The organism is Streptomyces anatolicus (assembly GCF_019400875.1).
GTDB classification, from domain to species: domain Bacteria; phylum Actinomycetota; class Actinomycetes; order Streptomycetales; family Streptomycetaceae; genus Streptomyces; species Streptomyces anatolicus.
The window spans coordinates 1-5011 of the sequence record NZ_WMBF01000462.1 but is presented as its reverse complement, the minus strand read 5'-3'; the positions used below and the strand labels follow the sequence as shown (position 1 = coordinate 5011).

Below are 5011 nucleotides of genomic sequence, written 5' to 3'. Positions count from 1 at the left end.
TGCCGGTGTAGCCCCAGTTCGCCTTCAGGCAGCGCTGGAACGCCTTCCAGCTGTTGGTGCCCAGCTTGCCGTCGATCGAGCCGGTGTAACCCCAGTAGGTCTTCAGCCAGCGCTGGACCTTCTTCGCCTCGGCGGTGCTCAGGCCCAGGTTGTTCACCGCGGCCGGGGTGACCGCCTCGGCGCTGACCGCGGGCTTGGCGGTCGTCTCGCTCGCCGCGAAGCTGGTGCCCGCGGCCGCCAGGGTCCCGGCGGTGAGCCCGACGACGGCGGTGGCGCTGATGAGCGCCCTTGTCACGATGTTCGAACGCATTGTTCCCCCTTTGGGTCGTGGGGCGGCACCTGTCGCGGCGTGCGCCCCTCTCGGCGCGCGTGCCGGTTCTCCGGTCGTGTCGATCCCGCCCACTGTCGGTTGTCGTGCGCCGAAGCGGCCCGGACCCGGTGGACCCGGCCCGCCCCGGCGCACGGTCAGAAGCTACTTCCCGGCGAATCCGCCTTCGTCAAACCGGGAGTTGAGGTTTCGATCCACCAGTGGTTGACGGTCGTCTCCATCCAGTGGGGTAGCGCCGCGGGATGTACAACTTCCGCGGTACTCCTCGTGCCGGGCCGCGCGGTCCGCCGCGACCAGCAGCGCGCTCACCCGCTCCCGTGCGCGCGCCACCCGCGAGCGCACCGTCCCGACCGGACAGCCGACGGCGGCCGCCGCTTCCGCGTACGGCAGCCCGGCGAGCTGGGTCAGCACGAACGCCTCGCGGCGCGGCGCGTCGAGCGCCTGGAGGAGGTCGAGCAGGGCCACGCCCTCCTCGAACCCGGGCAGGCCCCGCGGCTGCGCGCGCTCCGCGGCCGCCTGCCAGTCCGAGGTGTCGAAGATGCGGGGCCGGGCCGCGGCCGAGCGGAAGCGGTCGGCGACGGTCCGGCGCGCGATGGCGAGCAGCCAGGTGCGGGCGCAGGAGCGGGCCGCATAGCCGCGCAGCGCGGTCAGGGCGCGCAGATACGTTTCCTGGGTCAGGTCGTCGGAGCCGTGCGGATCGCCGCTGAGGTGGGCCACGAAACGCCAGACGTCACGCCGGGTGGCCCGTACGAACCGCTCGAACGCCGCGGCGTCGCCGTCGCGGGCCGCGAGCGCCCATTCGGTGATCAGGTCGTCGTCCCGGGTCCGATCGGGGTCGCACCCGGGGCGCAAAAGGGTAGGAGTCATCGCAAAAGGGTCCTTCGGTGAAGGGAGTTCTGAGAGCGGCGCGCGAACGCCGAAGATCCGCCCGGCACCAAGGGGGTGCGGGCGGTGTCAGGAACTGACCGGAAGGACCGGCGGACCTCTGCGCGAGACGGCGTACTGGAGCAGGACCCCGCGCAGCCGCGGCACGGGCACGAGCGCGCCGACGTGCGGCGGCGCGGGGGGCAGGGCGGTGAGGAGGACCGAGAGGGCGAGCCGCAGCGGCACGAAGACGGCCGCGGCGAGCGCGCGCCCGGTGCGGAACGCGGCGGCCTCGCCCCGCCACAGCCACAGGGCGCAGATCAGCGCGGCGACGAGGTGGGCGAGGAACATCCCCGTGCCGCTGTGCCCGAAGACGGACATCACCCAGTGGGACGCGCCCTCGTCCGGCATGGGAGCCGTGGTGGCAGCCGTGGCGTGGCCACCCGGTGCGCCGGCGGACGACGGCATCGGCATCGGATGGTTCATGTGGTTCATGCCGTCCGTGCCGCCCATGCCGTCACCGGCCCGGGCCGTCGGCGGACCCATCCGCTGCGCCACCCCGAACAGCTCGTGCAGGGCCAGCTGCGCCACGACCGTGGCGCCGATGACCGCCGGTGCGCCGCGCTCGCGCCCGGTGAGCCACCAGGCGGCGGCCGACGTGGCGGCGAACGCGTAGCCCACCGCCCACCAGGGCAGCGAAGCCCCGGACATGAGCGCGTGACCGAAGGCCGTCGTCACCACGCACACGGCCGCGAACACGGCGGCTCGTGCGAGGCGGAACGCGGGCCCTGACGTCATGGGGAGCATCGTGCCAGGCGGCGGGGGAGCGGCGGGCGCCGAGTCCCGTACTCGCCCGAAGTGCACCACGCCGCCCCACATCGGCAAGACCTCATCGATGTGACGAACACAGAACGTAAACCCCTTGACGCAGTACGTGTCCACGGAAAACGATCTTCCCCAGCGGTCGGCATTGCCGAACCGCGTTCGTATGCCGTCGTCGCACCAAGCGTCGTCGGCCTCGCTGAACGATGGGAACCAAGCCATGCATCTGCGCCCTCCGCATCCCCTGCGCCCCCTGCGCCACGCCGTCCGGTCCGTGATGACCGCCGCGGCCGCCCTGGCCCTCGGGGTCGCGGGCCTCGCCACCCCCGCGGCGGCCTCCCCGGCCACCGCCGCGCCCGCCTCGCTCCTGGACATACCGCCCCGCGGCGCGAACGACTGGTCGTGCAAGCCGGACTCGGCGCACCCGGAGCCGGTCGTGCTGGTCAACGGCACGTTCAAGCTGATGGCGGAGAACTGGGCCACCCTCTCGCCGAAGCTCAAGAGAGCGGGCTACTGCGTCTTCGCGTTCAACTACGGCAACATGGCGACCGACCCGGTCCCCCGCTCCGCCGCCGAACTCAAGGACTTCGTCGAGGCCGTGCGGGGCGCGACCGGCGCCGCGAAGGTCGACCTCGTCGGCCACAGCCAGGGCGGCATGATGCCCCGCTACTACGTGAAGTTCCTCGGCGGCGCGGACAAGGTGGACGACCTGATCGGCATCGTGCCGTCCAACCACGGCACGGCCAACCCGCTGGCCAAGCCGCTCGGCGTCACCGTCTGCCCGGCCTGCGCCGACCAGATCACGGGCTCCGACCTCCTCACGAAGCTCAACGAAGGCACGGAGACCCCGGCGGGCCCCGATTACACCGTCGTCACCACGCGCTATGACGAGGTCGTGATCCCGTACACGAGCGCCCTGCTGAGCGGCCCGAAGGAGTACGTCACCAACGTCGTCCTCCAGGACCGCTGCCCGCTCGACCTGTTCATGCACGACCAGTCGACCAAGGACCCGGTCGTCGCCCAGTGGGTGCTCAACGCCTTGGACCGCGAGGGCCCGGCCGACGCGGACTTCCGCCCCAGATGCCTCGGCTGATCCGCCGCCCCGCGCCTCCGCTCCTGGGCCCCGGCGCCTAGGAGCGGTCGCCCACGTCCTGGCCGTCCAGGGACTCGACCGCTTCCCGGGGCCCGGGGAGCGGCGTGGCCCCGGCCGCGGTCTCCCGGCGCCGCGCCAGGAGACCGCCCACGAGAGCCGCGACGGGCTGGGTGTAACGGGCGGTCAGCGGTCCCACGATCACCAGGATCAGGACGTACGCCGTGGCCAGCGGTCCCAGTGACGGCTCGATGCCGGCGGCGACCGCGAGGCCCGCGATGACGATGGAGAACTCACCCCGCGCCACCAGCGCGCCGCCCGCCCGCCAGCGGCCCTTGACGGAGACACCGGCGCGGCGGGCCGCCCAGTAACCCGTGGCGATCTTCGTCAGGGCCGTCACGACCGCGAGCGCGAGCGCCGGGAGCAGCACGGGCGGGATGCTCGCCGGATCGGTGTGCAGACCGAAGAAGACGAAGAAGACGGCCGCGAAGAGATCGCGCAGCGGCGCGAGCAGCGTATGGGCGCCCTCGGCGACCTCGCCGGACAGCGCGATGCCGACCAGGAAGGCGCCGACGGCGGCGGAGACCTGGAGCTGCTGTGCGATCCCCGCGACCAGGATGGTCAGGCCGAGCACCACAAGGAGCAGCTTCTCCGGGTCGTCGCTGGAGACGAAGCGGGAGATGACCCGCCCATAGCGCACCGCGAGGAAGAGGACGAGCCCTGCCGCGCCCAGCGCGATGGCGAGCGTGAGGCTGCCCGCCGCCCAGCCGACGCCCGCGAGCAGCGCGGTGATGATGGGCAGATAGACGGCCATCGCCAGGTCCTCGAGGACGAGGATGCTGAGGATGACCGGTGTCTCGCGATTGCCGAGCCGCCCGAGGTCCCCGAGGACCTTGGCGATGACGCCGGACGAGGAGATCCAGGTGACACCGGCGAGCACCACGGCGGCGACCGGACCCCACCCCATGAGCAGCGCGGCGACCGCGCCGGGCACGGCGTTCAGCGTGCAGTCGACGAGCCCGGCAGGGTACTGCGTCTTGAGGTTGCTGACGAGATCGGTGGCCGTGTATTCGAGCCCGAGCATCAGCAGCAGCAGGATGACGCCGATCTCGGCGCCGATGGCGACGAACTCCTCGCTCGCGCCGAGCGGCAGCAGCCCGCCCTCGCCGAACGCGAGCCCCGCCAGGAGGTAGAGCGGGATCGGCGAGAACTGGAAGCGGCCCGCGAACCGGCCGAGCAGGCCGAGCGCCAGGATGATCGCGCCGAACTCGATGAGGAAGACAGCGGAGTGCACGCGCTCACTCCCTGCCGAGTATGGTCGCGGCGCTCTCCACGCCTTCGCGCGTGCCGATCACGATCAGGGTGTCGCCGCCCGCGAGCCGGAAGTCGGGCGCGGGCGACGGAATGGCGTCGGCCCGCCGCAGGACCGCCACGATCGAGACGCCGGTCTCGGTCCGCGTCCGGGTCTCGCCGAGGAGCCGCCCGTTCCAGTGCGAGGTGGCGGAGAGCAGCACCCGCTCGGCGACCAGGCCGAGGTCCGTGGTGTGCAGCAGATTCGGGCTGTGGTGCGAGGGCGTCAGCGCGTCGATCAGCGCTTCCGCCTCACCGGAACTCAGCCGCAGCGACAGGGCGCACTCGTCCGGGTCGTCGGAGCGGTACGCGCTCAGCGTCCGCGCCCCGTCCCGGTGCGCGACCACCGAAAGGCGCCGCTGTTCTCGGGTCGTCAGGTCGTACCGGATGCCGATGCCGGGGAGCGGCGTACGGCTGAGACGTGAGGCGGGCACAGCTTTCCCCTTGCGCGATAGGTGATCATCCCTGGGTGTCACCCTATCGGGGCCAAGTATTGGCAAAATTACGGGGGACGGAATGGGGCTGGACGGTCGAAACGGGGCTGGACGGTCGAAACG

General features: G+C 72.2%; 6 protein-coding genes. 1 reads left to right on the top strand and 5 read right to left on the bottom strand.

Features of this window, described 5'->3' with window-relative positions:
* The 3 genes from GKQ77_RS27430 to GKQ77_RS27420 all read right to left on the bottom strand — a co-directional run.
* Nucleotides 1-310: peptidoglycan-binding protein (locus tag GKQ77_RS27430; protein WP_219691616.1), on the bottom strand; the 310-nt coding region annotated here is incomplete at its 3' end.
* Between the two features lie 162 nt (nt 311-472).
* A complete protein-coding gene (locus GKQ77_RS27425) occupies nt 473-1195 on the bottom strand; it encodes a sigma-70 family RNA polymerase sigma factor (RefSeq protein ID WP_219691615.1) in 723 nt (240 codons plus the stop codon).
* Nucleotides 1196-1282: 87 nt separating this feature from the next.
* Nucleotides 1283-1990, bottom strand: coding sequence for a hypothetical protein (locus tag GKQ77_RS27420; RefSeq protein ID WP_219691614.1), 708 nt, complete (start codon nt 1988-1990; stop codon nt 1283-1285).
* Nucleotides 1991-2234: 244 nt separating this feature from the next.
* Here GKQ77_RS27420 and GKQ77_RS34000 point away from each other — a divergent pair, with 244 nt between their 5' ends.
* Nucleotides 2235-3107: an alpha/beta fold hydrolase gene (locus GKQ77_RS34000; protein ID WP_308117809.1), complete on the top strand. Its 873-nt coding sequence runs from the start codon at nt 2235-2237 to the stop codon at nt 3105-3107.
* Between the two features lie 37 nt (nt 3108-3144).
* Here the strand turns inward: GKQ77_RS34000 and GKQ77_RS27410 are convergent, their stop codons facing one another.
* Together GKQ77_RS27410 and GKQ77_RS27405 are read right to left on the bottom strand one after the other, a co-directional pair.
* Nucleotides 3145-4398, bottom strand: a complete 1254-nt coding sequence (locus GKQ77_RS27410; RefSeq protein ID WP_308117808.1) for a cation:proton antiporter — start codon at nt 4396-4398, stop codon at nt 3145-3147.
* Nucleotides 4399-4402: 4 nt separating this feature from the next.
* The gene (locus GKQ77_RS27405) at nt 4403-4888 is read right to left on the bottom strand and encodes a cation:proton antiporter regulatory subunit (protein ID WP_219691613.1); all 486 of its coding nucleotides are present in this window, start codon (nt 4886-4888) and stop codon (nt 4403-4405) included.
* Between the last annotated feature and the right edge of the window lie 123 nt (nt 4889-5011).

Excerpts from the sequence above, each read along its gene's own strand:
- GKQ77_RS34000 (WP_308117809.1), top strand. The coding sequence starts at position 2,235 with ATGCATCTGCGCCCTCCGCATCCCCTGCGCCCCCTGCGCCACGCCGTC.
- GKQ77_RS27425 (WP_219691615.1), bottom strand. The coding sequence starts at position 1,195 with ATGACTCCTACCCTTTTGCGCCCCGGGTGCGACCCCGATCGGACCCGG.
- GKQ77_RS27420 (WP_219691614.1), bottom strand. The coding sequence starts at position 1,990 with ATGACGTCAGGGCCCGCGTTCCGCCTCGCACGAGCCGCCGTGTTCGCG.